General features: G+C 37.6%; 24 protein-coding genes. 22 read left to right on the top strand and 2 right to left on the bottom strand.

Annotated elements, in window-relative coordinates; translation table 11 throughout:
• The first annotated feature begins 2 nt into the window (after positions 1-2).
• On the top strand, positions 3-1,022 hold the full coding sequence (locus tag BLR86_RS02885) for a SepM family pheromone-processing serine protease (protein WP_090758129.1): 1,020 nt from the start codon (positions 3-5) through the stop codon (positions 1,020-1,022).
• Positions 1,023-1,050: 28 nt separating this feature from the next.
• On the opposite strand, the gene BLR86_RS02880 is transcribed toward BLR86_RS02885, so the two are convergent.
• Positions 1,051-2,265 carry a nucleotidyltransferase gene (locus tag BLR86_RS02880; RefSeq protein ID WP_090758128.1) on the bottom strand — a complete coding sequence of 405 codons (1,215 nt, stop codon included), beginning with the start codon at positions 2,263-2,265 and terminating at the stop codon, positions 1,051-1,053.
• A 260-nt stretch (positions 2,266-2,525) separates the two neighbouring features.
• On the opposite strand from BLR86_RS02880, the gene BLR86_RS02875 reads away from it, so the two are divergent.
• From BLR86_RS02875 to BLR86_RS02860, 4 genes are all read left to right on the top strand, one after another.
• Complete coding sequence (locus tag BLR86_RS02875) at positions 2,526-3,047, top strand: YceD family protein (protein ID WP_090758127.1); 522 nt, start codon at positions 2,526-2,528, stop codon at positions 3,045-3,047.
• Positions 3,048-3,135: 88 nt separating this feature from the next.
• Positions 3,136-3,309, top strand: coding sequence for a 50S ribosomal protein L32 (gene rpmF, locus BLR86_RS02870; protein WP_063251584.1), 174 nt, complete (start codon positions 3,136-3,138; stop codon positions 3,307-3,309).
• 114 nt (positions 3,310-3,423) lie between these two features.
• Positions 3,424-4,188 carry an enoyl-CoA hydratase/isomerase family protein gene (locus BLR86_RS02865; RefSeq protein ID WP_254782205.1) on the top strand — a complete coding sequence of 255 codons (765 nt, stop codon included), beginning with the start codon at positions 3,424-3,426 and terminating at the stop codon, positions 4,186-4,188.
• Positions 4,189-4,268: 80 nt separating this feature from the next.
• Positions 4,269-4,892, top strand: coding sequence for an RsfA family transcriptional regulator (locus BLR86_RS02860; protein WP_090758126.1), 624 nt, complete (start codon positions 4,269-4,271; stop codon positions 4,890-4,892).
• A gap of 54 nt (positions 4,893-4,946) precedes the next feature.
• Here BLR86_RS02860 and BLR86_RS02855 read toward each other — a convergent pair whose 3' ends face one another.
• A complete protein-coding gene (locus tag BLR86_RS02855) occupies positions 4,947-5,420 on the bottom strand; it encodes an N-acetyltransferase (protein WP_090758125.1) in 474 nt (157 codons plus the stop codon).
• 239 nt (positions 5,421-5,659) lie between these two features.
• Here BLR86_RS02855 and BLR86_RS02850 point away from each other — a divergent pair, with 239 nt between their 5' ends.
• The 17 genes from BLR86_RS02850 to murG all read left to right on the top strand — a co-directional run bounded on the left by BLR86_RS02850 (position 5,660) and on the right by murG (position 25,268).
• Positions 5,660-6,994 carry an acetyl-CoA carboxylase biotin carboxylase subunit gene (locus BLR86_RS02850; protein WP_090758124.1) on the top strand — a complete coding sequence of 445 codons (1,335 nt, stop codon included), beginning with the start codon at positions 5,660-5,662 and terminating at the stop codon, positions 6,992-6,994.
• Between the two features lie 14 nt (positions 6,995-7,008).
• A complete protein-coding gene (locus BLR86_RS02845; protein ID WP_090758123.1) occupies positions 7,009-7,221 on the top strand; it encodes an acetyl-CoA carboxylase biotin carboxyl carrier protein subunit in 213 nt (70 codons plus the stop codon).
• A gap of 19 nt (positions 7,222-7,240) precedes the next feature.
• Positions 7,241-8,782 carry an acyl-CoA carboxylase subunit beta gene (locus BLR86_RS02840; protein ID WP_090758122.1) on the top strand — a complete coding sequence of 514 codons (1,542 nt, stop codon included), beginning with the start codon at positions 7,241-7,243 and terminating at the stop codon, positions 8,780-8,782.
• Between the two features lie 181 nt (positions 8,783-8,963).
• Entirely contained in the window at positions 8,964-9,866 is a 903-nt protein-coding gene (locus tag BLR86_RS02835) for a 2-dehydropantoate 2-reductase (RefSeq protein WP_090758121.1), read from the top strand.
• Positions 9,867-10,259, top strand: coding sequence for a DUF3397 domain-containing protein (locus BLR86_RS02830; protein WP_090758120.1), 393 nt, complete (start codon positions 9,867-9,869; stop codon positions 10,257-10,259).
• A gap of 79 nt (positions 10,260-10,338) precedes the next feature.
• Positions 10,339-11,973 carry a bacillithiol biosynthesis cysteine-adding enzyme BshC gene (bshC, locus tag BLR86_RS02825; protein ID WP_090758119.1) on the top strand — a complete coding sequence of 545 codons (1,635 nt, stop codon included), beginning with the start codon at positions 10,339-10,341 and terminating at the stop codon, positions 11,971-11,973.
• A 341-nt stretch (positions 11,974-12,314) separates the two neighbouring features.
• A complete protein-coding gene (mraZ, locus tag BLR86_RS02820) occupies positions 12,315-12,746 on the top strand; it encodes a division/cell wall cluster transcriptional repressor MraZ (RefSeq protein ID WP_090758118.1) in 432 nt (143 codons plus the stop codon).
• Positions 12,747-12,807: 61 nt separating this feature from the next.
• Positions 12,808-13,740 (top strand): 16S rRNA (cytosine(1402)-N(4))-methyltransferase RsmH, encoded by a 933-nt coding sequence (gene rsmH / locus BLR86_RS02815; RefSeq protein ID WP_090758117.1) that lies wholly within the window; start codon positions 12,808-12,810, stop codon positions 13,738-13,740.
• 33 nt (positions 13,741-13,773) lie between these two features.
• The gene (ftsL, locus tag BLR86_RS02810) at positions 13,774-14,133 is read left to right on the top strand and encodes a cell division protein FtsL (RefSeq protein ID WP_090758116.1); all 360 of its coding nucleotides are present in this window, start codon (positions 13,774-13,776) and stop codon (positions 14,131-14,133) included.
• Positions 14,130-16,367 (top strand): penicillin-binding protein, encoded by a 2,238-nt coding sequence (locus BLR86_RS02805; RefSeq protein ID WP_090758115.1) that lies wholly within the window; start codon positions 14,130-14,132, stop codon positions 16,365-16,367. The genes ftsL and BLR86_RS02805 overlap by 4 nt, the downstream gene beginning before the upstream one ends.
• A 93-nt stretch (positions 16,368-16,460) precedes the next feature.
• Complete coding sequence (locus tag BLR86_RS02800) at positions 16,461-18,380, top strand: stage V sporulation protein D (RefSeq protein ID WP_090758114.1); 1,920 nt, start codon at positions 16,461-16,463, stop codon at positions 18,378-18,380.
• 200 nt (positions 18,381-18,580) lie between these two features.
• The gene (locus tag BLR86_RS02795; RefSeq protein ID WP_090758113.1) at positions 18,581-20,041 is read left to right on the top strand and encodes a UDP-N-acetylmuramoyl-L-alanyl-D-glutamate--2,6-diaminopimelate ligase; all 1,461 of its coding nucleotides are present in this window, start codon (positions 18,581-18,583) and stop codon (positions 20,039-20,041) included.
• 2 nt (positions 20,042-20,043) lie between these two features.
• Positions 20,044-20,499, top strand: coding sequence for a hypothetical protein (locus tag BLR86_RS02790; protein WP_090758112.1), 456 nt, complete (start codon positions 20,044-20,046; stop codon positions 20,497-20,499).
• A 1-nt stretch (position 20,500) separates the two neighbouring features.
• On the top strand, positions 20,501-21,475 hold the full coding sequence (mraY, locus tag BLR86_RS02785) for a phospho-N-acetylmuramoyl-pentapeptide-transferase (protein ID WP_090758111.1): 975 nt from the start codon (positions 20,501-20,503) through the stop codon (positions 21,473-21,475).
• Positions 21,476-22,828 carry a UDP-N-acetylmuramoyl-L-alanine--D-glutamate ligase gene (gene murD, locus BLR86_RS02780; RefSeq protein WP_090758110.1) on the top strand — a complete coding sequence of 451 codons (1,353 nt, stop codon included), beginning with the start codon at positions 21,476-21,478 and terminating at the stop codon, positions 22,826-22,828.
• A gap of 84 nt (positions 22,829-22,912) precedes the next feature.
• Positions 22,913-24,013 carry a stage V sporulation protein E gene (gene spoVE / locus BLR86_RS02775; RefSeq protein WP_090758109.1) on the top strand — a complete coding sequence of 367 codons (1,101 nt, stop codon included), beginning with the start codon at positions 22,913-22,915 and terminating at the stop codon, positions 24,011-24,013.
• 151 nt (positions 24,014-24,164) lie between these two features.
• Positions 24,165-25,268 carry an undecaprenyldiphospho-muramoylpentapeptide beta-N-acetylglucosaminyltransferase gene (gene murG / locus BLR86_RS02770; RefSeq protein ID WP_090758108.1) on the top strand — a complete coding sequence of 368 codons (1,104 nt, stop codon included), beginning with the start codon at positions 24,165-24,167 and terminating at the stop codon, positions 25,266-25,268.
• Positions 25,269-25,279: the final 11 nt, after the last annotated feature.

The raw sequence follows: 25,279 nt of genomic DNA, 5'->3' as shown, positions 1-25,279 counted from the left end.
TAATGGGAAGAAAAATATTTGTAGGAACTTCCATTGTACTAACATTAATGATGATCGCAGCCATATTTTTTTCATTACCTTATTACGTTTCAAAGCCAGGTAAAGCAAAAAAATTAGCTCCTATCATTCAAGTTGAGAATAGAGAAGAAGGAAAGGGCAGCTTTATGCTGACAACTGTAAGAATGGGAAGAGCCAATATCTATTCATATATGGAGTCTAAGCTATTTGATTATGTGGAACTCTACCCTTTGGAGGAAATTTTGCACGAAACAGAAACACAAGAAGACTATAATGCCAGACAGCTCCATATGATGGCAGGCTCAAAGTTGAATGCGATTGAAGTAGCGTATAAAAAAGCAGGATATCCGGTTGAATACAAATATAAAGGGGTCTATGTTGTTCAGGTGATGCCGGATATGCCGGCAGAGGGAAAACTACTTTCTGGTGACCGAATCATTAAAGTAGATGGAAAAAGGTTCAACTCCTCAGAAGGTTTTATTGAATATGTTGCCAAGAAGCATGCTGGTAATACACTTGAATTAACCATTAAGAGGAATGATAAAACTAAGATAGTCCAAATATCTGTACAGCCTTTTAAGGGGGATCCAAAAAAGGTTGGAATTGGGATTTCTTTGGTTGATGATAAGGATATCATTGTTGATCCAAAAGTAACTGTTAAGACCGACGAAATCGGTGGACCTTCTGCAGGTTTGATGTTTTCATTAGAAATCTATGACCAGTTGATGGAAGAGGATTTTACCAGAGGGTACAAAATCGCGGGAACAGGGACCATTGATTCTGAAGGAACAGTAGGACCTATTGGCGGGATTGACCAAAAAATTGTCGCTGCCGACAAGGCGGGAGCTGAAATCTTTTTTGCCCCTAATGAAAAGGGTAGCAAAGATTCAAATTACAACCTTGCTGTGAAGACAGCCCGTGAAATTGATTCAAAAATAAAAATTGTTCCAGTGGATGTAATGGATGATGCGATTAAATATTTGGATAAACTGCCGATGAAATAAAAAGATGGTGCCAATAGGCATCATCTTTTTACTCTACATAAATAGGAGGTTGTTTATATTCTTGATTTAACAGTTTCTCCCTAGTCTGATTTCCTAAACCAAAAGCATATATCCGTGAAGCCTTAATATCCAGTAAAATATCTCTTTCCTTATAGGCTGATAGTTTTGATATGAGTGGAAGAGTAAATTGGGATTTATATTTATTTAAGTATTCTTTTCCGATCCCCGTCATTCCTAACAATCGTAGATATGCAGCCTTATCGCCAGACCTTTTCATTTCTGCTTTTTTTGTATTTGTTAAAATATGCAAACAAATCCTTTGCAGTCTCGTCCAAGTATAGCGTTTTGTTTTTATTTTTTGCATAAATTCATTAAAAGTTACAGCATCTAATGCAGCAGCTATTAATCGGTGCTCTATTCCTTCTTCCACCTCATAAATTTCTCTCAGTTCATCTGGACTGCTATGGAGAAGTAGAAAACGTAAATAACTCCAATAATTTTCCCACTCATGGAAATGTCCGTAATCGCTGAGATACTCTTTGAGAAGCCGACTTGTTGCATCTGGTACGTATTGCTCTATGGGGCTATTATTTTCATTCGAAGCAAAGAGTGCTTTTCTAATACTGGTCGCACTAGCAATGGTCTCAGTCGCAAAGTGCTCATCATGATAATCAGCATTTTTTCTTTTTACTGTGAGCGGAACGATTGAGCTTTTTTGATGTTTTAGGGCTTTTAAATAATGAAAGCCTAGAATATTATTTGGTTTATCTAACCTCACTAGGTTTTCAGTACTTGACAATGATTGAAAAGACAACGATAATGCTTTAGGGTAGCTAACACCTGTTTTGATATTCCTTTTAATATTTTCATCAAAAAGTTCTTTATGGCTATCTAAAAAGTTGACCGTCTGCAAGAAGGAATGAATATCACCACTTTCACTGCCGAAACAAAGAGAATGACAGCCAATGGCTTCTAAAATGGAGATTGCACCATTTGCAAAGGTCTCTGCCTTTTGAGTGGCAAATTGATAGGGAAGTTCAATGACAATATCCACACCATTAAGGAGCGCCATCTTGGTCCGATACCATTTAGAAACAAGGGCGGGTTCTCCACGTTGAAGGAAATTTCCACTCATAACGGCAATAACTAAATTTGCTTGAGCTGATTCTTTTGCTTCTTGTAGATGATAGGCGTGTCCGTTATGGAAAGGGTTATATTCAACAATTACACCAACAGCTTTCATCAAAAAATCTCCTTACTTGTAAGTTTATCAGGTAAATTTAACAGTAATCGTATTATAGCAAAAGTTACCATAATAAGATAATCGTTTACACTATTGGCGCAGCAGTGGTTGTAATCTGATTTAACTGGATAGACTAGTATGAAGACGTCGTTTTTGAGAAAATAGTAAATTGCAAATTCACATTTTAAGTGTAAAGAAAAAACATTGACAAAAATTTAATCGAAGGCTATAATTACCTTTGTTGCCTTGGGGTGATTCAATTGAAATGGACATTAAGCCAATTACAAAAATATCGAAACAAGGATTTTCTGATTGATGATACTATTCGAGTTGATGAAATTATAGAAACGGATCCATCGATTCGTGAAGTATCTCCGATGCATATTTCAGGTCGGGGTGACATTGATTCAACGAAAGTGACATTTCATTTGAAAATAGAAGGTTATTTAATCCTGCCTTGTTCTCGTACTTTAGTGGATGTAAAGTTTCCGATTAATGTCGAAACAACTGAAACTTTCCTCTTACAAGGTTCAGAATATGCAACTGAAGAGGAAGTATATCAAGTAAAAGGGGAAGTAATTGATTTAATGCCAGTCATTAGAGAAATCCTTTTACTAGAAGTTCCAATGCAGGTGTTCTGTGAGGATGTTAATCATGAAGATGCAGCACCGCAATCCGGTAAGGATTGGGAAGTTGTTCATGATCAAGATCAATCCAAAAAGATTGATCCAAGACTAGCGGGTCTTGCAAAGTTTTTTGACAAAAACGATTCTTCTTCGTAATTTTAATCTGCAAAATAAGAAGCAAAGTGAAGAACCAGCGTTCCTGGCCTTCATTACTTTCTTAATACTCTTTAAGGAGGTGGGAAGAATGGCTGTACCTTTTAGAAGGACTTCTAAAACTGTAAAAAGAAAACGTCGTACACATTTTAAATTAAACGTTCCTGGTATGGTAAGTTGCCCAAACTGTGGTGAAATGAAACTTAGCCACCGCGTATGTAAAGCTTGCGGAACATACAAAGGAAAAGACGTTGTTAACGACTAATTTCCATTAGGATAAAAAGCACAAGGCGCAATAGCCCTTGTGCTTTTGTCGTTTCCTGTAAAATTAACTTTTATACATATATACCTATACTTAGTGAATGGGGGAGAAGTTGAGTTGTCATATACAATTGAAAAAAGGGATATGGGTTATTTACTATTTACAATCACTCGAAGTGAAAAAAGAAATGCAATAAATTATGAAGTCATGGATGGATTGTCTAAAGCAATATCGTTAGCAAATGATCCTGCTATTAAGGCACTGGTGATTACTGGAGAAGGGGACCATGCTTTTTGTTCTGGAGGGGACTTATCGGTTTTTCACGAGCTTCATACAAAAGAAGAAGCATATGTAATGCTCTCAAAAATGGCTGAACTTCTATATTCTTTGCTGACGCTGACGAAACCGACCATTGCCTTACTAAATGGTACAGCCGTCGGTGGTGGGTGTGAACTAGCAGCTGCCTGTGATTTTCGTTTAGCGAGAGAAGGAATAAAAGCTGGTTTTGTTCAGGGTAAACTGGCCATTACTACAGGTTGGGGCGGTGGTACCATTTTAGCCGAAAAACTACCAGCCTCAAGCAGCATGAAACTTTTAATGGAAGCGGAAATTCAATCTGCGAAATATTTAAGTGAAATTGGATTTATCGATAAAATCTATTCATCGAACCCAATCGTCGCTTGCGAAAGCTTTTTAGAGAATCTAATAGCAGTCGAGTTGGGGGTTTTAGAATCATATAAAATGATATGGATTCAGAAGTGGGGGGAAAGTAAGCTTAAGGAAAGAATAGAAAAAGAAGTTAGCAATTGCAGTGTCCTTTGGGAAAGTGAGGCACATCATAAATATGTAAAAGGCTTTATTAATAAAAAAACACCAAATTAAGAATAAAAGACAAACTGATATCAGTCTATCTTTTCTAGTAGATGCATATGTATGAATAAAAACACTAGGAGGGATAGTAAATGTCGCCAACTCGCCAGGATGCATGGTCCCAAGATGAAGATTTACTGCTTGCAGAAGTTGTGTTACGGCATATTCGAGAAGGTGGGACACAGTTGCAAGCATTTGAGGAAGTGGGAAAACAGCTTTCGCGAACTTCTGCAGCCTGCGGATTCCGTTGGAACTCATTTGTTAGGAAGCAATATAAATCCGGGATAGACTTAGCTAAAAAACAGCGTAAAGAAATGAAAAAACAAACTATACCTCAAGAGATGGACTCCTCACAAGTGGAAGCAAGCGAAGAAACAAGTTCCGCTGTGTCAGCTAAGAGTGAAGGTGTAACCTTTCAAGCAGTTCTTCACTATCTAGAGAACCTTCATAAGCAAGCCACAGCCGCTTCAAGTATCGAGGAGGCAAAGGAAAAGTCTATTCAAAAACTAAAAGACCTTGAAAAGAAATCCTACTTGCTTGCAGCAGAAAATGAAAGATTAATAAAAAATTTAAAAGCAATTGAAGAGGACTACCGTTCATTAATTGAAATCATGGAAAGGGCTCGAAAGATGGTTGTCTTGCAAGAAGAAGATAGACAGCAAAAAGTAAAATTTCAAATGGATAAAAACGGGAACCTCGAAAGAGTGGTAAAATAGTAAAAAGCGGACAATATGTCCGCTTTTTACTTATATAAGGCGCTAGCAAATTTTTTATTTGTGTTGTGCTTCTACACCTGTAGGATACCAAACGAGTGGGTTTTCACCACGGTCGCGCTCCATATCGTATTCGACATTCGTGAAGTCCATATTTTCCCAAAAACTTCTTGACTGTACTCTTGGGTTCGTTTTAATTGGAAGTCCTAAGCTTTTAGCAAATTCTACAAGGGTTTTTCCATACCCCTTCCCTTGGTATTCTGGTAATACTTCAAGCTTCCAAATCTCTAAAAAATTCTGTGGAGGATAGAAATAACGATCAAACTTAGCTTCAGTTTGATATAAACTCATACGGGCTACTAGTTTATCTCCGAAATAAATTCCGTAAAAAGGTGAGTTACTATCATTATCAACCATATTTGCTTCTAAATCTTCAAGCATCGAAAGCTCTTGAATTCCATATTCTTTAAATTTTTTAAATTCCTCTAGTGTTTTAAAATTTACTTTTAATTTCTGAACATCCATCACCATATTAAGTCCTCCTTAAGAAAAGAAAATCATATCACCTGTATATATTCATTTATTGTTGAATAATATGAATTTGAAGTAAATTTTTAAATTATTCAAAATGAATTAATATTATTATATAACAAAAATACAAAAAATTCTTTAAATAATGAAAGAAAGCGTTTTCTTTATTTGCAGGAAATTTAAAGAAATGTGTAGAAATATAAGAGGTGTACGCTTAAGGGGATGAAAGGAGAAAAAATGTGCAAAAAATACTAATTGCTAATCGAGGGGAAATTGCACTTAGGATTATCAAAACTTGCCATCAAATGGGAATTGAAACAGTTGCTATATATTCCGAGGTTGATAAAGAAATGCCATATGTAAAAGTAGCTTCTAAGGCAGTCTGTGTGGGGGAAGCACCTGTTAATAAATCGTATTTACGAGCCAATAAAATTTTAGAAATTGCAAAAAGCGAAATGGTCGATGCGATTCACCCTGGTTATGGATTTCTCTCGGAAAATGCTGCTTTTGCAGAGCTTGTAAAAAGTGAAGGGATTATTTTTATAGGTCCAGACGTTGAAATAATTAAATTAATGGGAGATAAAATTATTTCACGCAAAACGATGGAATTGGCTGGGGTACCGGTAGTCCCTGGGAGCGGTCACGGTCTTGATACGATTGAGGAAGCCTGCACCGTATCTGAAACGATCGGATATCCAGTTATGCTGAAAGCTAGTGGCGGTGGCGGTGGAATTGGTATGGTGCTGTGTGAAAATGAGCAAGCGCTCATCAAAACGTTTGACTCAACAAAGTCAAGGGCACAGACATACTTCGGTACAAATGAAGTGTTCATTGAAAAATATATTGCCGAAGCACGGCATATCGAGGTCCAAGTCTTTGGTGATCAAAAAGGGAATATCGTTCATCTTTTTGAAAGGGACTGCTCCATTCAACGAAGACATCAAAAAGTAATTGAAGAATCGCCGTCACCTTTTTTAACAGAAGGGACCCGTAAAAAAATATATCAAACGGCCTTAAAAGCAGCAAAAGCTGTTGGCTATACAAATGCAGGAACAATAGAGTTTATTGTGGATGAAAATGAGAAATTTTATTTCCTAGAAATGAATACCCGGCTTCAAGTGGAGCACCCCGTCACTGAAATGATTACTGGCATTGATTTAGTTGAGTGGCAGATTCGGATTGCACAAGGTGAGCCTATACCAATGCTGCAATCACATATAAAAACCACTGGCCATGCGATAGAATTCCGTCTCTATGCAGAGGACCCTGTTCGCTTTTTACCCTCACCTGGAAAAATCACCAAGCTTGTTTGGAATGATGAGCCACCTGTTGTAAGGATCGATACGGGTTATCAAGAGGGGAATACGGTTACACCTTACTATGACCCGATGATTGCCAAATGTATTTTTCATGCTGACACACGCAAGGAAGCAATTCAAGCGGCGGAGCTGTTTTTTAATGACCTGCAAATCGAGGGAATCAAAACAAATGCCCCACTTTTCATAAATATTTTAGTAAATAACGAATTTAAAAAAGGAAGTTATACAACAGCCTTTATCAAAAAAATGAAATAAGGAGCGAGAATACAATGAAAGAAATTACGGCAACTATGGCAGGTACTGTATTAAATGTCCTTGTAGCAAATGGAGAAAATGTTAGTACAGGACAAGAAGTTCTAATGCTTGAATCAATGAAAATGGAGATCCCCATCGAAAGCGATACAGATGGCTTAGTAAAAGAATTAAAGGTTAACATTGGAGATTTTGTAAATGAAGGCGACGTTTTAATGATAGTAGAATAGGCGCATGGGGGAGGACATTATGACAACGATAAAAACTTTGAGTGAGCAATTGTCTGAAAAACGAAAGGTCATTGAAGCAGGTGGCCACCCAAAATATCATGAAAAGCTAAAACAGCAAAATAAATTATTTGTGCGAGACCGCTTATCTCTACTATTTGATGATGGGAAATATGAGGAAGATGGAAAATTTGCCAATTTCCAGGCAGGTGATCTACCGGCTGATGGTGTAGTAACGGCAATTGGGAAAGTTAACGGGCAGACTGTTTGTGTAATGGCGAATGATTCCACTATTAAAGCTGGTTCATGGGGAGCTCGGACTGTTGAAAAGATTATCCGAATACAAGAGATCGCTGAGAAACTAAAAGTGCCATTGTTTTATTTAGTAGATTCTGCTGGAGCCAGAATTACCGATCAGCTGGAGATGTTTCCAAACCGTCGAGGAGCCGGCAAAATTTTTTATAACCAAGTGAAGCTGTCGGGAATGATTCCACAAGTATGTATTTTGTTTGGACCATCTGCTGCGGGAGGAGCTTATATTCCTGCATTTTGTGATGTAGTTATTATGGTCGATCAAAATGCTTCGATGTATCTTGGTTCACCGCGGATGGCTGAAAAAGTTATCGGTGAAAAAGTTACATTAGAGGAAATGGGCGGAGCTCGTATGCATTGCTCTGTAAGCGGTTGTGGTGATGTCCTTGTATACAGTGAAGAAGAAGCAATAGATTCGGCAAAAAAATATATTAGCTACTTTCCGTCCAGTTTCAAAGAAAAAACAAAAACAACGAAAAGTGCAGCTCCAAAACAGGGGCGTGAACTAGAGGCGATTATACCGCAAAACCAAAATGCCCCATTTGATATGTATGAAGCGATCGATAGGTTAATTGACGAAAATAGTTTTTATGAAGTAAAAAAATTATTTGCTGCTGAGTTGATTACTGGTTTTGCACGAATTGATGGCCGAGTAGTAGGGATTGTTGCCAATCAACCGAAAGTTAAAGGCGGAGTCCTCTTTATTGATTCGGCTGATAAAGCTGCGAAATTTATTCAGTTATGTGATGCCTACCATATTCCGTTGTTATTCCTTGCCGATGTACCAGGATTTATGATTGGTACAAAAGTAGAACGTGCAGGAATCATCCGACATGGGGCCAAGTTAATTGCTGCCATGAGCTCGGCAACAGTACCAAAGATATCTGTTATCGTAAGAAAAGCATATGGTGCTGGTCTTTACGCGATGGCTGGACCGGCATTTGAACCAGATTGTTGTATTGCTTTACCAACTGCTCAAATTGCGGTAATGGGCCCTGAAGCGGCCGTTAATGCTGTATACTCTAACAAAATTAATGAAATTGAAGACCCGAAAGAAAGAGTAGCCTTCGTGCAGGCAAAGCAGCAGGAGTATAGGGAGCACATTGATATTTACAAATTGGCATCAGAGTTAATTATTGATGAAATCATTGCCCCTTCAGAGCTCCGAAATGTACTTATTCAACGGTTTGCTTTTTATGAAACAAAAGAAATTAATTTTAGTAATAGAAAGCATCCGGTATATCCAGTTTAAATAGATAGGGCCTGGAGCACAAATCAACAGCCTAGTTTAACACAGCCAAAAAATAATATGTTAAAAGTCCGTTTCGATTATTTTTGAAACGGATTTTTTTCTTTTTAGGGAGAGACTAACAAACTAGACACACTTCTGCTAAAATATTAAGTAATAAATAGTTAAAAATTGGGTGGTTAGCATGAAAATTGGCATTATTGGTGCTGGTTCTATTGGATTATTATTGTCGTCATATTTAAGCAAGGCTTTTTCGATAACACTTTATACTAAAACAAACGCACAAGCAGATGAAATTAACCAAAAAGGCATCCTCCTGTTAGAAGGTTCAAGCCAAAATCGTGTTAGGATTATGGCAAGTCCAATATCAAATTGGACTGGAAATGAAGAACTAACCATTATTGCTGTTAAACAATATCAGCTTCAGTCCATTATGAATCAACTAGATAGATTGGACTGTAATCCTCAAAATCTATTGTTTTTGCAAAACGGGATGAGTCATATAAAATTACTTGATAATATTCCTGCTGCTACTATTTTTGTTGGTTCTGTGGAACATGGAGCAAGTAAAGTTAATTCCAATACTGTCCGTCACAATGGTAAAGGAGCCATAAATGTTGCAGTATTTAAAGGTGATACTTTAAGAATAAAGGAGTTTGCACATGCGTGTGCATCCATTAATTTTCCGATCACTTTAAAAGAGGATTTTTATTCTATGCTAGTAAATAAATTAATTGCAAATGCAGTGATTAATCCTTTAACGGCAATCCTTCAAGTGAAAAATGGTGAATTAATTGCCAATACTTTCTATTTTGCTGCTTTAAAAAGACTATTTCTTGAAATTGCTTTTATATTAAACCTAGATGATCCTATCAGAAAATTCAAAGATTTGATCAGAATATGCAAAAATACAGCTGATAATCAGTCATCGATGCTACTAGATTTGCAGGCAGGAAGAAGGACTGAAATTGACGCAATACTTGGCTTTTTATTAGATGAAGCTGCTAGTCAAGAAAAAGAAGCAAGCATGATTCAAAGTTACTATTATTTATTAAAAGGGAAAGAATACCGAAAGGGAGCGAGTTAATTGAATTCCTTTATATCATCAATCATTACAATTTTTTTAACAGTTCCTCTGCTCGGTTTTTTTATCATTTATATAATAAATAAGCTAATTACAAATAATACTCGAAAGTCCATTCATAAAGCCTTGGACTACTCAACTATCTTATTTATTTTCGCAGTACATTTTTTGGCCCTTACCATTTGGGAAAAATCATTTTTCTGGATCATTTTTTTAGTATTAATTATCATTGCAATGGTTTTCGTGTTTATTCATTGGAGAATAAAGGGTGAAATTATATTTAGTAAGGTTTTTAAAGGTTTTTGGCGATTTAATTTTCTTATTTTCTTTTTCGCATATTTATCACTAACTATCTTTGGTATACTTCGGAGTGCGTTAACTTTTACATTTTCCTAAGCAAAGATTTTTTTAATTAGGATGGTTGATGCTATACTCATATGGAATGAATATGGTTGATTAGAAAGGAAGTACTTAAATGGAGATTTTAAATCTCTCTTTATCAGCAACGAATCGATTTGCTTCAAATTATTTAGAACAATCTCCTGATATTCTGCCCTTTTTCCATTATCGGTTTAATGATATTACGGAAGATCAGAGAAGGTTAGATGAATTAAGCAATCGTTATTTCCCGCGTGAAAATGTAGCTGATTACATTGAGAAATTTATGGAACGTTTTCCATCCTCACAGGCAGTAACTAATTCACTTGAAAAATTAAAACAAAAAAATAGTGTAGTTGTCATTGGTGGACAACAAGCAGGAATTCTTACCGGCCCTCTTTATTCAATACATAAAGTAATCTCAATCATTAAATTAGCGGCTGAGAAAGAGCGGCAACTTGGTGTACCTGTCATCCCAGTATTTTGGATAGCAGGAGAGGACCATGATTTTCATGAGGTAAATCATGTATTTATACCTGTAGAGCAAAGAGTGGGAAAATCGATATATCCTGAAAAGACAAAACAAAAGAAAATGGTCTCAGATATTCTCCTTAATGAAGAAGTTTGTCGGGAATGGGTAACGAATTTAATTGAGGATTTTGGGGAAACCCATCATACGAAAGATTTGCTATCCTTTGCTGAAGAAGCTTTAGTGAAATCCACTACGTTTGTTGACTTCTTTGCTAATATTGTGATGGAACTATTTAAAGATTATGGCTTATTAATAGTGGATTCTGGTGATCGTCATTTTCGTCTTTTGCAAAAAGAGAATTTTTCCGGGCAAATTGAGCATCATCGGGAAATTACAAGTTATTTACTTGAACAGCAAAGTGTCATAAGCAAGAATGGGTTTCCGATTACAATCGATTCAAATGAGAATGCAGCTAACTTGTTTTATTATCATCCAAGATCAAATGAACGAATTTTGCTTGAATTTGATTCGGAAAGTAATTGTTTTGTGGGGAAAAGTGGAGTTGTTTCATTTACAAAGGAAGAATTAAGCCAAATTGCTCTCCAGAACCCAGCGTTACTTAGTAATAATGTGGTTACACGCCCATTAATGCAAGAGTGGCTTTTCCCAACCCTTGCATTTATTGCAGGCCCAGGTGAAATTTCCTATTGGGCTGAATTGAAGCTTGTATTTGAGCATTTTAAAATTAAAATGCCGCCAATTGTGCCAAGATTAAATATTTCCTTGTTAGAAAGAGCTGTTGAAAGTGACATTAATGAGTTGAAATTAGATTTATCAACAGTTTTAAGCAGAGGAAGTGCGCAAGAAAGGGATCAGTTTCTTGAGTCTATTAAGGACAGAGAAGTATCTGAACTTTTTTCTTCACTAAAATCACAGATTCTTAAACAGTATGAGTTAATTGAAACGAAAACAAATCAGCATGACCCCAGCTTGTTACCATTACTGAAGAAAAATGAAAACTTTCTGCTTAAGCAAATTGGATTTATGGAAACAAAGTTAGAGGCATCCGTGCAATCAAAGTTCGATGTGGTTCTTAATAAGTTTAACCGTATTGATTTATCGTTACGTCCAGATGGTTTTCCTCAAGAGCGAGTTTGGAACATTTTCTATTACTTAAATCAGTATGGAACTAATTTTATTAAAGAATTAATGGAACTTGAATTTGAATTTGATGGTCGTCATAAGGTAATAAAACTATAAAGGAACTTCACATACCGTGTGAAGTTTCTTTTTTTTAGGCTCTGTTAAACTTGATTGTTGATTTGAGCTCCAGGCGCTACGCTTTCCGCGGGCGGTCCGGGGAGCCTCCTCGGCGCTGAAGCGCCTGCGGGGTCTCCCCTGCCCCGTCCTCCCGCAGGAGTCGAGCGCCTTCCGCTCAAATCAACAGTTTTTAAAATTAACAATGTCCTTTAACACAGTCTTTTTTTAGAAAAATTTCTGGATAAAAAAGGATTTAGGGAAGTTAGCAAGAATTATTAAAAATAGGTGGAGGAAAGTGGGGGAATGTGGTACATTTTATATAGAAAGTGGGGGTACCGGGTATGTTTATGGGTGAATACCATCATAGCATTGATAATAAAGGCCGGATGATCGTGCCATCCAAATTCCGTGACGACCTAGGTGAGATGTTTATCATCACTCGCGGTTTGGATCAATGTCTGTTTGGTTACCCATTATCAGAGTGGGCACTGATTGAAGAAAAACTTAAAGGCCTGCCACTCACAAAAAAAGACGCCCGTGCATTTACCCGTTTCTTCTTTTCTGGTGCTACAGAAAGCGAACTGGATAAACAAGGAAGAATTAACATTCCTGCACCATTGCTTCAGTATGCAAAATTAGAAAAAGAATGTGTAGTTTTAGGAGTTTCCAATCGAGTTGAAATTTGGAGCAAACAGATTTGGGAAGACTATTTTGCACAGTCTGAAGATTCTTTTGCCGAAATTGCAGAAAATATGATTGGGTTTGATATATAATGGACAAGTTATTCTATTATAACTTGCATTTTATATCGTTAGATTGGAAAAGGTGATAAATATGTTTGAACATACAACTGTGTTACTTGATGAAGCTGTTAACGGATTAAATATTAAACCGGACGGCATTTATGTTGATTGTACATTAGGCGGTGCTGGTCACAGTTCCCTAATACTATCAAAACTTACTGATAATGGAAAATTGTTTGCCTTCGATCAAGACGAAATAGCTATTGCCAATGCAAAAGAGAAATTGTCACTCTATGGAGAGCAACTTACAATAATTAAAAGCAATTTTTTGTACCTTAAGGAAGAACTTGAAAAGCTTGGCATTGAAAAAGTGGACGGTGTTTTATATGACCTCGGTGTTTCATCTCCTCAATTAGATACACCCGAAAGAGGCTTCAGTTATCACCATGATGCACCGTTAGACATGAGAATGGACAACGAAGCAGATATTTCTGCGTATGATGTCATTAATCACTGGTCCTATGAGGATCTTGTTCGAATCTTTTTTCGTTATGGTGAGGAGAAATTTTCCAAACAAATAGCTAGGAAAATAGAGGCTAGACGAGAAATTAAACCCATTGAGACGACATTTGAGCTGGTCGAGCTTATTAAAGAAGGAATTCCTGCCCCAGCACGGAGAAAAGGTGGACATCCTGCAAAACGTGTATTCCAAGCAGTAAGAATTGCAGTAAATGATGAACTAGCGGTTTTTGAGCAATCATTGCAGAAAGCGTTTGAAATTTTAAATCCATCCGGCCGGATTAGTGTTATTACCTTTCACTCTTTGGAAGACCGGATTTGCAAGGCTGCATTTAAGAAGGAAAGTGAAATACCAGATTTACCCAAAGGATTACCTATTATCCCGGACGAGTATAAACCCAATTTAAAGTTAATTACAAGAAAACCTATCCTTCCGTCTGAAGAAGAACTTGAACATAATAATCGTGCACGATCTGCAAAACTTAGAATTGCAGAAAAACAATAGATAGTCTAAAAATAACTATGTGGAGGGGAAAGAATGAGTAATCTTGCCAGGAAATTTCAGCAACAACAGCAAGTAGAACGGACTGTACAGGAACGGAGCATTGTAAAAACAAGAAAACACTGGCTTACACCTGGGGAAAAAGTAATCGGATTAGTATTTACAGGGTTGGTTTGTTTTGGTGCCGTCCACCTCATCTCGAATCAAGCGGGAATTTACCAGGTAAACAAGGATATTCAGGAGGTCCAAACCTCGATAAGTGAACTAAAAAAGGAAAACAATGATCTTCATGTACAAGTTAGTGAGCTAAGTAAGTATGAGCGGATTTTGGAAAAAGCAAAACAAATGGGACTTGTATTAAACGAAAATAATGTCAAGGTTGTGCACGAGAAATGAACAAGAAACAGCCATATATGAATTTCGGAGCAGTCGGGTTATTTGGATTATTCGGCCTGCTCTTTTTTATATTGATTTTTAGATATTTTACCATTCAATTTACTGGTGAGGTGGGAGCACAGCCACTTGCAGCAAAAGCGGAGCAAAAGTATAGCAGAATAGGGACTATGGATGCGGTAAGAGGTGTAATTTATGACCAAAAAGGCGAGGTCATTTCTGAAGATTCAACAGCCTATACCTTAATTGCTATTCTCGATAAAAAGATGACAACAAATCCAAAGAAGCCTAATCATGTAACAGACCCCAAAAAAACGGCAAGTGAATTAGCAAAGTATTTAGATATGGAAGAGTCCGAGATTTATAGTAGGTTGACAAAGGATAGGTTTCAAGTTGAGTTCGGAAAAGCAGGAAGAGATATCTCACACCAAACGAAAAAAGAAATTGAAGCATTAAAGCTTCCAGGGATAACGTTCAAACGAGATTCAAAAAGGTTTTATCCGAATGGAATCTTTGCCTCCCATCTAGTTGGTTATGCAGACAGAATTGATGAAGAGGATGGGAGCTATAACTACGTCGGAAAAATGGGGATTGAACAACTATTAAACGATGAGTTAACAGGTAAAGATGGGGAAATTAAATACGAAAGCGATTTATGGGGCTATTTGCTTCCGGATGGAAAAGAAAAGGTATCCCCTGCTCAGAATGGTAATGATGTTTATCTAACGATTGATAAAAAGATTCAAACATTTTTAGAAGACGCTATGAATAAAGTTGTCGACGAATATAAACCTAAAAAAATCATTGCCATTGTTGCTGACCCTAAAACAGGCAATATTTTAGCGATGGGACAAAGACCTTCGTTTCACCCTAAAACAAAAGAGGGGATTGATAAGAGCTGGCACAATGAAGCGATAGAAATTTCCTTCGAACCAGGTTCGACAATGAAAATTTTTACGCTTGCAGCGGCTATTGAAGAAAATAAATTTGATCCCAATGAACCATTCGAGTCGGGTTCTTATCGAGTAACATCAAAAGACAAACCCATTCATGACCATAACGGATATGGCTGGGGAACTATTTCCTACCTTGAGGGAGTTCAGCGTTCATCCAATGTTGCATTTGCAAAGCTCGCAAATGAAAAGTTGGGATTCGAGAAATTTCGTGAGTACTTAACTAAATTTGGTTTTGATGCGCCAACTGGAATTGACCTGCCATTAGAGACATCAGGGAAAATTCAATATAATTGGCCAATTGAAAAAGCAACAACTGCATATGGTCAAGGTACAGCGATCACACCGATTCAGCAAATACAAGCTGCTACTGCGATTGCTAATAATGGGAAAATGATGAAGCCGCAAGTAATTGATAAAATTGTTAATCACGATACGGGTGAGGTAATTCGGGATGTTACACCAGAGGTAGTTTCCACACCTATTTCTGCTGCAACAGCAAAAGAAGTCCGTGATATTCTTGAAACTGTCGTCTCCAACGAAGAAACGGGAACAGGTAATCGATATCAAATTGATGGGTATAGTGTTGCGGGGAAAACAGGGACTGCAAGTATTCCTAATCCAAAGGGCGGCTACTTAACTGGACAGAAAGATTATATATTTTCATTCTTAGGAATGGCTCCTGCGGATGATCCAAAATTAATTGTTTATGTTGCTGTTCAACAGCCAGAGATAGACCACTATTCTATGGGGTCGATTCCAGTTTCAATGCTATTTAATCCCGTAATGAAAAATAGTTTACAATATTTAAATATTCAACCATCACAGCAGCCAAAAGCCTCTACCTCAAAACTAGCTAATTTGGTTGATCTAGACGTAGCGGAAACAGTAAACAAACTTAAGGAGCAAGGCCTTGAAGTTGTTGTTTTAGGATCTGGCTCAAAAGTGACTGGTCAGCTTCCGGCAGCGAGTACCAATGTGCTCGAAGGAGAAAAAATAATCCTCCAGACAGAAGGAGATTTGATTGCACCCAACATGAGAGGATGGTCACTCCGTGATGTAATGAAGGTGGCCAAATTATCTGGAGTAAAACTAAATTCAACAGGCAGTGGTTATGTTGTAAAGCAAAATATCACAGAGGGAACGATATTGCGCAAAGATGAGTTTTTAATCGTGGATTTAAAAACTCCAGAAGAAAAATTAAAATTTGAAGCAGAAAAAACAAAAGCCGGTGAAAATAGTGAGTTATCGGATGAAGATGTAGAAAAGCCCCTTCAAGAGTAATGATAGGCGGGCAAACAGTAGTAGTAATCGTTCTAATTAAATACGTACAAGCATATAAATGAACGAGTAGGATAAAGGAGGCTCGTTCATTTTATGCGTGTTTCAAATGTAACTGTCCGTAAAAGGTTAATGATTGCATTGTTCGTTGGAATTCTAATCTTTCTAATCATTGATGTCCGACTTGGATATGTACAGTTTGTTCTTGGTGATAAGTTGACTGGACAAGCAAAGGGGTTATGGAGCCGGAATATTCCTTTTGAGCCAGAGCGTGGCGAAATTATCGACCGTAATGGTGTACCGTTAGCAACCAATGTAAGTGCTCCGACTGTATATGTAGTACCAAGACAGGTAAAAGACCCTGCGACAACCTCCGAGAAACTTGCATCGGTGTTAAATACTTCTAAGGAAAATACGTATCGACAAATTACCCAGGGCGAATCCATTATAAGGATTAAAGAAGGAAGAAAGATTTCCCATGAAAAAGCTAAAGAAATCAGAGCTTTAGGGCTTGAAGGGGTATATATAGGAGAAGATTCAAAAAGGCATTATCCATTCGGCAGCTATCTTTCTCATGTCCTAGGTTTCTCTGGGGTGGACAACCAAGGGCTAATGGGGTTAGAACTTTACTACGATAAAGAGCTTAGCGGTGAAAGAGGCTCGGTAAAGTTTTATGCTAATGCTAAAGGGGAAAGAATGAATGACATGGCTGATGATTATGAGCATCCAGTTGATGGACTTGATTTAAAGCTTACCATCGATACTAAAATTCAAACCATTATTGAAAGGGAGCTTGATATTGCAGAGGCAACCTATAATCCTGATGGTATTATTGCGATTGCAATGGATCCGAATAATGGGAAAATTCTCGGGATGTCGAGCCGACCTACATTTGATCCCGCTGAATTTCAAAATGTTCCACAAGAGGTATACAACAGAAACTTACCGGTGTGGTCAAGCTATGAGCCTGGTTCTACTTTTAAAATTATCACACTTGCGGCAGCTTTAGAGGAAGGCAAGGTTGATTTAGAAAAGGAACATTTTCATGATCCGGGCTCGGTTGAAGTGGCCGGGGCCAGATTGAAATGCTGGAAAAGAGGCGGTCATGGAAGTCAAACTTTCCTTGAGGTCGTGCAAAACTCTTGTAACCCAGGTTTTGTAGAATTGGGGCAAAGATTAGGTAAAGATACTTTGTTTAAATATATTAAAGATTTCGGCTTTGGACAGAAAACAGGAATCGATTTAGCTGGTGAAGGTTCAGGGATATTATTTAATTTAAATCGGGTGGGCCCAGTCGAGTTAGCGACCACTGCATTTGGTCAAGGCGTTTCCGTGACCCCTATTCAACAGGTTGCAGCGGTAGCGGCTGCGGTGAATGGAGGGACGCTTTATAAGCCATATATCGCACAAGAGTTAATTGATCCTGTTACGAAGGAAGTAGTCATGAGAAATACTCCTGTTGCGAAAAGAAGAGTAATTTCTGAAGAAACGTCGAAGGAAATTCGCCATGCGCTTGAGAGTGTAGTCGCTCAAGGAACAGGTTTCCGGGCCTTTGTTGACTCGTATCGTATTGGAGGAAAAACAGGTACAGCTCAAAAAGCTCAAAACGGGAGATATTTGGAAAATAACTTTATCGTTTCCTTTATGGGCTTTGCTCCTGCAGATGATCCACAAATCGTGGTTTATGTTGCCGTCGATAACCCAAAAGGGGGGTTAATCTTCGGGGGAACTGTATCCGCTCCAATGGTTGGCAGTATTATGAAGGATGGACTCATGGCAATGGGAGTAGAGCCTCGAAAAGATCAAATTGAAAAAGAAATAAAATGGCCAGATAAGGCGTTAATTACACTTCCTGACTTAACTGGTTTAACGAAACTAGAGATCACAGAACAATTAATCAATCTTAAAATAGACGCCAAAGGAAAAGGAGATGTGGTCGTAAGGCAATCTCCAGATCCGGGTACGAAGGTAAAAGAAGGTTCGACGATTTGGCTTTATTTTGATGATCAGGAATAAATATAATCCAAGCAGGTTCATGTAAAAATGGCGGCCGGAATGAATTCCGCCGCCTGTTTATTTGAAATATTAATGTTGGATCTTAAGGATAAATAGCATTCTACATAGTTTTGCTGTAAAATAAGGTGAATATTTTTATAAGAGGATCTTTCCATATAAATAATAGTATTTTTCGAAAAGGCAAGAGAGGATTTGAGATTATGAAACTACATGATTTACTTCAACATTTGCACCTGCTCGTTCCCTATCAAGGGGATGATCCGGAAATTACTTCGATTGATAATGATAATCGCAGGGTGCAAAAGGGTAGTTTATTTATTTGTATAAAAGGTTTTACTGTCGATGGACATGATTTTGCTGAAACAGCGGTTAAAAATGGTGCTGCTGCAGTACTTGCTGAAAGGGCGCTACCACTTTCAGTACCCGTCATAATCGTTAACGATACCATTAGAGCAATGGCAGTCCTTGCTGATGCTTTTTATCAACATCCAACAAAGAAACTGCATTTAATTGGAATTACAGGAACAAATGGGAAGACGACAACCAGTCATCTAATCGAAAAAATATTTTCTGATGTAAACCGGAGCACTGGTTTAATCGGTACCATGTATACAAAAATTGGTGATCAGAAATTTGAAACAAAAAATACAACTCCAGAAAGTCTTGTACTTCAAAAGGGTTTCCAACAAATGCTTGAAGCTGGTGTTGATACAGCTATTATGGAAGTTTCCTCCCATGCCTTACATATGGGGAGAGTCCATGGTTGTGATTATGATATCGCTGTGTTCACGAATCTCACTCAAGACCATTTAGACTATCATAAAACAATGGAAGACTATATGCATGCCAAAAGCTTATTGTTTTCACAGCTTGGTAACACATTTGACGCTAATAAACCCAAATTTGCTATCTTAAATGCAGATGATTCCGCTTCTGAAATGTATCGAAAATCAACAGCAGCTCATGTCGTTACATATGGAATTGACCATGAGGCGGATATATATGCTAGAAATATTCAGATGACTTCTGCAGGAACTACCTTTGAAATAGTAGTAAAAGAGAAGGTTTATCCCATCAGCATCAAGTTAATTGGGAAGTTTAGTGTTTATAATGTTTTGGCAAGTATTGCTACGGCACTTGTATCAAAAATTCCGATGATGGATATTATTCATTCGATTGAGAGTGTTACTGGAGTCGATGGCAGATTTGAGTTAGTAAATACTGGTCAAGAATTTACTGTCATTGTAGATTATGCACATACACCAGATAGTTTAGAAAATGTTTTAAAAACCATTCAGAGCTTTGCAAAAAAACGTATCTTTGTAATTGTTGGCTGTGGAGGGGATCGTGATAAAACGAAGCGACCACTAATGGCGGAAATTGCGTGTCGTTATGCAACAGATCCGATATTTACCTCCGATAATCCAAGAAGTGAAGATCCATTAGCGATATTAATAGATATGGAAGCTGGTGTCATGGGGAAAAGTTATATCACCATTCCTGATAGAAAAGAGGCCATTTCAGCAGCAATTAACGAGGCAGCTGCAGGTGATGTTATCTTAATAGCTGGTAAAGGTCACGAAACCTACCAGATTATTGGCCATAATGTTTATGATTTTGATGACCGAGTGGTGGCTCGGGAAGCTATCGAGGAGAGATAGAAATGTATTTAGCGTTCGATGATTTAGTAACATTATTCTCTGATTATAAGGGAGTAAAAACGGCAGATCATTTATACTTTACGGTTACTGATAATTCAGCCCTAACGCAGCCAAGAGGTCTGTTTATACCGTTAAACGATGATTCTGGGGAACTATTAGACGCGATTGCCAATGGAGCCATTGCAGCAATTTGGGATAGAACGAAACAAGTACCAAGGTATACACCAAATCACTTTCCCATCTTTTTTACTAATAATCCGATTAATGCAATTAGAGAAATAATAAGCTTTTATATTGAAAAAATAGACGGAGATACTGCTGAGAAAATGAATGTGACCAAATTCGTATTTTTAAATAAAAAACTTCTCAAAGAAAATAAAGAAACATATGATATAGCTGTAATGTTGGAAAAGATATCAAAGAAAAATACTGATCTTGATGCAGAGAGGAGGGGATAAAATGCTGGAGCAAGTTATTTTTTTCACAATATTAATGGGATTTCTAATTACTGTTCTGCTTTCTCCGATTTTTATTCCCTTCTTAAGAAGGTTGAAATTTGGACAAAGCATTCGTGAAGAAGGTCCCAAATCCCATCAGGTAAAAACAGGAACACCAACGATGGGTGGAATCATGATTTTATTTTCCATTATTATTACCACGCTTGTCATGACAGGGAAGTTTTCAGAACCGACAGTTAAAACATATCTGCTTATCCTTGTGACGTTTGGTTTTGGATTACTTGGATTTTTGGATGATTTTATTAAAGTAGCCCTAAAGAGGAATTTAGGATTAACTTCTAGACAAAAGCTTTTAGGTCAAATTATTATTTCGATAATTTTTTATCTTGTTTATAAGCAAAATGGATTTCCGACGGAAATCACTATCCCAGGAACTGATTACTCAGTTGAATTAGGCTGGTTTTTTGTGTTTTTTATTGTTTTCTGGCTAGTGGGATTCTCGAATGCAGTCAATCTAACTGATGGACTGGATGGATTACTTTCAGGTACGGCTGCCATTGCATTTGGTGCCTATGCAGTCTTAGCCTGGAATCAATCGCAGATGGAAGTGGCAATCTTCTCAGTTGCTGTGGCTGGAGCAGTCTTAGGCTTCCTCGTTTTTAATGCCCACCCTGCAAAAGTATTTATGGGTGATACGGGTTCACTTGCTCTTGGCGGCGCGATCGCGACCATCGCAATCTTAACGAAATTAGAGTTATTATTAGTCATCATCGGTGGAGTATTTGTAATTGAAACATTATCGGTTATTCTACAGGTAATCTCGTTTAAAACTACAGGGAAACGAATTTTCCGAATGAGTCCACTCCATCACCATTATGAGTTACTTGGCTGGTCAGAATGGAAGGTTGTTGTAACGTTTTGGAGTGTTGGTTTACTATTAGCGATACTAGGTATCTATATTGAGGTGTGGTTATAATTGAAACAGATAAATACGTATCTTCATAAAAAAATTCTGGTACTTGGTTTAGCAAAAAGTGGGGTAACAGCTGCAGCGCTTTTACATAAGCTTGGTGCGTTTGTGACGGTAAATGATAAAAAGCCGTTATCAGAAAATCCTGAAGCACGCGGATTGTTAGAGCAAGGGATTAAAGTCATTTGCGGTGAACATCCTGTTGAACTTCTAGATGAAGGTTTCGAACTCATTGTCAAAAATCCCGGGATTCCTTATCAAAACCCTATCATTGAAGGGGCTATAGAGATAGGAATTCCTGTATTAACAGAGGTGGAGCTTGCTTATCAAATATCAGAAGCACCTTTCATAGGGATAACTGGGACTAATGGGAAAACAACAACAACAACACTGATCTTTGAAATGATGAATGAAGGTAATAAGAACCCTTTAATTGCGGGAAATATTGGGACGGTTGCATCTGGTGTAGCTGAAGGGGCAACGGAAGAAAATAATATTGTTATTGAATTATCCTCCTTTCAATTAATGGGGATAGAAACCTTTACTCCGAAGATCGCTATTATTACAAATCTTTATGACGCTCATTTGGATTATCATGGAACACGTAATGAGTATATTAAAGCAAAAGCAAATATTACAAAAAACCAAACAGAAGCAGATTATTTTATTTTCAATGCAGATCAGCATGAAGTGCAGGAGATTGCCGACCGTTCTCATGCCACAAAAATACCGTTTTCAACTAAGCAAGTTCTTGATAAAGGTGCTTATATGAGCGAAGGTTGGATTTGCTTTAATGGTGAGAAAATAATGCTAGTGGAAGAAATTGCTCTTCCGGGGATCCATAATCTAGAAAATATTTTATCGGCAATGGCAGCAGCAAAGTTAACCGGTGTTCCTAATGAAGCCATTCAAAACGTTCTTAGAACGTTTACTGGTGTTAAACATCGCCTACAGTACGTTTCAGAATATGCTGGGAGAAAGTTTTATAACGATTCAAAAGCTACAAATATACTTGCTACTATCCCTGCGTTACAAGCATTTAAAAATCCAATCATTTTGTTGGCAGGCGGCCTTGATCGTGGAAATGAATTTGATGAATTACTCCCATATTTGAAAAATGTGAAGGCATTAATTACCTTTGGTCAAACAGCACCAAAAATTGAGCGTGTTGGTAGAGAGGCAGGAATAAAACAAATAAGTCGTGTCGATAATGTGGAAAAGGCCGTGCCTGTTGCTTTTCGATATTCAGAACCAGACGACGTGATTTTGTTGTCTCCTGCATGTGCAAGCTGGGATCAACACAAAACTTTTGAAGTCAGAGGAGACATTTTTATCGAAGCGGTGCATAAGCTTAAGTAAGGGCAGCTCGTCCAACGACCCCTAGCTCCTGGTCGCTGGAGCTGGACAACAAAAGCCCTAAACTTGCTACTCGAGGTGTTTGGTGTGCCGACAAAAAGAACTACTCCTGATTTTATATTATTAATTGTAACCTTAACTCTATTGGCTGTGGGGCTAATTATGGTTTATAGTGCCAGTGCTGTCTGGGCAGAATTTAAATTTGAAGACTCCTTCTTCTTTGCAAAACGACAAACGCTTTTTGCTGGTGTTGGAATTGCTGCCATGTTTTTTATTATGAATATAAATTATTGGACTTGGAGAGAGTGGTCAAAGGTCATCTTGATTGTCTGCTTTGTCTTACTCATTCTCGTGCTCATTCCCGGGGTCGGAAATGTTCGAAATGGCTCTCGAAGCTGGATTGGAGTAGGTGCATTTTCCGTGCAGCCGTCCGAATTTATGAAGCTTGCAATGATTGCCTTTTTAGCCAAGTTTTTATCTGAGAGACAGAAATTGATTACGTCCTTTCGACAAGGACTAGTTCCTTCATTAGGTCTTGCTTTTATCGCCTTTGCTTTAATTATGCTTCAACCAGATCTAGGTACTGGTACTGTAATGATTGGAACCTGTGTTGTCATGATTTTTATTGCTGGTGCAAGGGTTGGCCATTTTGCTTTCTTAGGATTTTTGGGCTTAGCTGGATTTGTAGGCTTAGTTGCTTCCGCACCGTATAGGATTAAAAGAATCACATCTTTTTTAGACCCATGGCAAGACCCATTAGGTAGTGGATTTCAAATTATCCAATCACTTTATGCAATTGGACCTGGTGGTCTCTTCGGATTAGGACTTGGAGAGAGCCGGCAAAAGTTTTTTTATTTGCCTGAACCCCAAACTGACTTTATTTTTGCTATATTATCTGAAGAACTAGGATTTATTGGCGGCTCTTTTATTTTACTTTTATTTGCACTGTTATTATGGAGGGGAATCCGCATCGCCTTAGGGGCACCAGATTTATATGGAAGCTTTTTGGCGGTAGGGATTATTTCGATGGTTGCCATTCAGGTTATGATTAATGTCGGTGTTGTAACGGGTTTGATGCCTGTTACCGGGATCACGCTTCCGTTCCTAAGTTATGGCGGCTCTTCACTAACATTAATGTTGATGGCTATAGGTGTTCTGTTAAATATAAGCCGTTATGCTAGATATTAAATTACCCTGTTATGAGGCAGGGTTCTTTTTATTTATCGTTATATTTGTTTACAATTAGATAACATTCTTTTTTCAAGCAATAACTTCTGTTAATTTTATAGTAAGATAGGATAAGAAATTAATTTGAAGTATTATTAATTGGGGTGGACATATGAAAATAGTAGTAAGTGGCGGGGGAACTGGTGGACATATTTATCCGGCTCTTGCACTCATTAGGGAAATACAAAAAGAAAACAAAAATACGCAAGTTTTATACATAGGTACAAAGAATGGGTTGGAAAGCACCATTGTTACACGGGAAAAGATACCTTTTAAATCTATTCATATCACCGGGTTTAAAAGAAAATTATCCTTGGATAACATCAAAACGGTCGTGAGATTTATAAATGGTGTAAGAGATAGCAAAAAAATGGTAAAAGAGTTTAAGCCTGATATTGTAATTGGTACTGGTGGTTATGTGTGTGGGCCAGTTGTCTATGCGGCTGCAAAATTGGGTATCCCAACGATTATTCATGAGCAAAATAGTGTACCCGGATTAACCAATAAATTCTTAAGTAGATATGTCAACAAGATTGCGATATGTTTCGAAGAAGCTAAAGAATTTTTTCCATACGAGAAAGTGGTATTTACCGGAAATCCAAGAGCATCTGAAGTCATTGGAAAAGATGGAATCCGAGGAAGATTATCCGCGGGATTAAGCACTACAATGCCGGCAGTTCTAATATTCGGGGGAAGCCGTGGTGCTAGACCGATAAATGAAGCAGTTGTTAAAGCACTTTCCGAATTTGCTGAAAAGCCATATCAGGTACTTTATATAACTGGTGATGCACATTTTAATGATGTACAGAACGAAGTAGAACTTGTGGGGAATCCGAAAAACGTAGTGATAAAACCTTTTATTCATAATATGCCAGAGGTTTTGGCAGGCATTGATTTAGTTGTCTCTAGAGCTGGTGCTACCACATTGGCTGAGATTACATCTTTAGGAATTCCGAGTATTCTTGTACCAAGTCCATATGTAACAAATAATCATCAAGAAAAAAATGCAAGGTCACTAAGTGACCATGGTGCAGCAGAGTTACTTCTTGAAAAGGACTTAACGAGTAATAGTTTAATTCAGCATATCGACAAAATCCTGTTAGACACGGAAAATCTTAAAAAGATGAAAATGAAGGCAAAAAAATTAGGGGTTCCTGATTCAGCTGAAAAACTATATAAAATGATGAAACAGCTAGTACAAGGAAATCAAAAGTAGCCCAAACTCAT

Source organism: Bacillus sp. OK048 (assembly GCF_900103525.1).
Lineage (GTDB): Bacteria > Bacillota > Bacilli > Bacillales > Cytobacillaceae > Neobacillus.
This window is presented reverse-complemented; position numbering and strand designations above follow the sequence as displayed.

Bases quoted from the DNA above. Each gene is read 5' to 3' on its own strand.
- BLR86_RS02885 (WP_090758129.1), top strand. From the start codon at position 3: ATGGGAAGAAAAATATTTGTAGGAACTTCCATTGTACTAACATTAATG.
- BLR86_RS02880 (WP_090758128.1), bottom strand. From the start codon at position 2,265: ATGAAAGCTGTTGGTGTAATTGTTGAATATAACCCTTTCCATAACGGA.
- rpmF (WP_063251584.1), top strand. From the start codon at position 3,136: ATGGCTGTACCTTTTAGAAGGACTTCTAAAACTGTAAAAAGAAAACGT.
- BLR86_RS02860 (WP_090758126.1), top strand. From the start codon at position 4,269: ATGTCGCCAACTCGCCAGGATGCATGGTCCCAAGATGAAGATTTACTG.
- BLR86_RS02855 (WP_090758125.1), bottom strand. From the start codon at position 5,420: ATGGTGATGGATGTTCAGAAATTAAAAGTAAATTTTAAAACACTAGAG.
- BLR86_RS02845 (WP_090758123.1), top strand. From the start codon at position 7,009: ATGAAAGAAATTACGGCAACTATGGCAGGTACTGTATTAAATGTCCTT.
- BLR86_RS02840 (WP_090758122.1), top strand. From the start codon at position 7,241: ATGACAACGATAAAAACTTTGAGTGAGCAATTGTCTGAAAAACGAAAG.
- BLR86_RS02835 (WP_090758121.1), top strand. From the start codon at position 8,964: ATGAAAATTGGCATTATTGGTGCTGGTTCTATTGGATTATTATTGTCG.
- bshC (WP_090758119.1), top strand. From the start codon at position 10,339: ATGGAGATTTTAAATCTCTCTTTATCAGCAACGAATCGATTTGCTTCA.
- mraZ (WP_090758118.1), top strand. From the start codon at position 12,315: ATGTTTATGGGTGAATACCATCATAGCATTGATAATAAAGGCCGGATG.
- rsmH (WP_090758117.1), top strand. From the start codon at position 12,808: ATGTTTGAACATACAACTGTGTTACTTGATGAAGCTGTTAACGGATTA.
- ftsL (WP_090758116.1), top strand. From the start codon at position 13,774: ATGAGTAATCTTGCCAGGAAATTTCAGCAACAACAGCAAGTAGAACGG.
- BLR86_RS02805 (WP_090758115.1), top strand. From the start codon at position 14,130: ATGAACAAGAAACAGCCATATATGAATTTCGGAGCAGTCGGGTTATTT.
- BLR86_RS02800 (WP_090758114.1), top strand. From the start codon at position 16,461: ATGCGTGTTTCAAATGTAACTGTCCGTAAAAGGTTAATGATTGCATTG.
- BLR86_RS02795 (WP_090758113.1), top strand. From the start codon at position 18,581: ATGAAACTACATGATTTACTTCAACATTTGCACCTGCTCGTTCCCTAT.
- BLR86_RS02790 (WP_090758112.1), top strand. From the start codon at position 20,044: ATGTATTTAGCGTTCGATGATTTAGTAACATTATTCTCTGATTATAAG.
- mraY (WP_090758111.1), top strand. From the start codon at position 20,501: ATGCTGGAGCAAGTTATTTTTTTCACAATATTAATGGGATTTCTAATT.
- murG (WP_090758108.1), top strand. From the start codon at position 24,165: ATGAAAATAGTAGTAAGTGGCGGGGGAACTGGTGGACATATTTATCCG.